At 42.0% G+C, this 862-nt stretch carries 2 protein-coding genes; both read right to left on the reverse strand.

What is annotated here, in order from left to right:
* Positions 1-608 (reverse strand): phosphoenolpyruvate-utilizing N-terminal domain-containing protein (locus AB4512_RS22460; protein WP_372175747.1); only part of this gene is annotated, 608 nt, incomplete at its 3' end.
* A 136-nt stretch (positions 609-744) separates the two neighbouring features.
* On the reverse strand, positions 745-862 hold a 118-nt coding region (locus tag AB4512_RS22465; protein ID WP_372175748.1), incomplete at its 5' end, for an HPr family phosphocarrier protein.

The following is an 862-nucleotide window of genomic DNA, read 5'->3' on the forward strand; positions in this document are numbered from 1 at the left end:
ACGATAGCTGGAAGCTCAAGAGAACGTGCCATGATTGAAGTATGAGATGTACGACCGCCGATGTCACAAGCGAAACCAAGAACGTAATCTAGGTTGATTTGTGCAGTTTCAGATGGCGTTAGGTCGTAAGCTACTAGGATAACTTCTTCACTGATGTCTGATAGAGACACAATGTTGATGCCTAGAGCATTTTTAACGAAACGAGTACCGATATCGCGGATATCAGTTGCACGTTCTTTTAGGTACTCATCATCAAGAGACTCTAGTGCAACAGCTTGCTCTTCGATCACAGTGTGGATCGCGTTGTCTGCGTGCATCTTGTCTTTCTTGATGAGTGCTAAAATCTCTTCTTCTAGCTCTTCATCTTCAAGCAGCATGATGTGGCCTTCAAAGATTGCTTCTTTTTCTTCGCCAAAAGTTTCAAGTGCTTTTTGCTTAACAACTTCAAGTTGTTGAGAAGATTTGTTACGAGCGTCAAAGAAACGCTGTACTTCTGCTTCAACTTGGTCGTCAGAGATAGATTGAGTGTTTAGGACAATTTCATCTTCTTGAAGTAGTAGTGCTTTACCGAAAGCAATACCAGGAGATGCTAGGATGCCTGAAATCATAGCCTTACCTTAGTTGTTCAACTGTAAACGGGAGAGTGTGTGACTTTAAGTCGTCGACTAATGTCGCGCTTATTCCTATCTATTTCGAACAAAGCCACTTTGCTATGCAAAATGGCTTTGAAAGAAGGAGACCGTATTAGTGTAGTTGATCCATAAGAGCAACTAGGTGGTCTACTGCTTGCTGAGCTTGAGGGCCTTCAGCTGAAATAGTAACGTTAGTACCTTTTACTAGGCCTAAAGTTTGTAGTTTGAAC

This window comes from Vibrio sp. 10N.222.52.B7 (assembly GCF_041474275.1).
Taxonomy (GTDB): domain Bacteria; phylum Pseudomonadota; class Gammaproteobacteria; order Enterobacterales; family Vibrionaceae; genus Vibrio; species Vibrio crassostreae_C.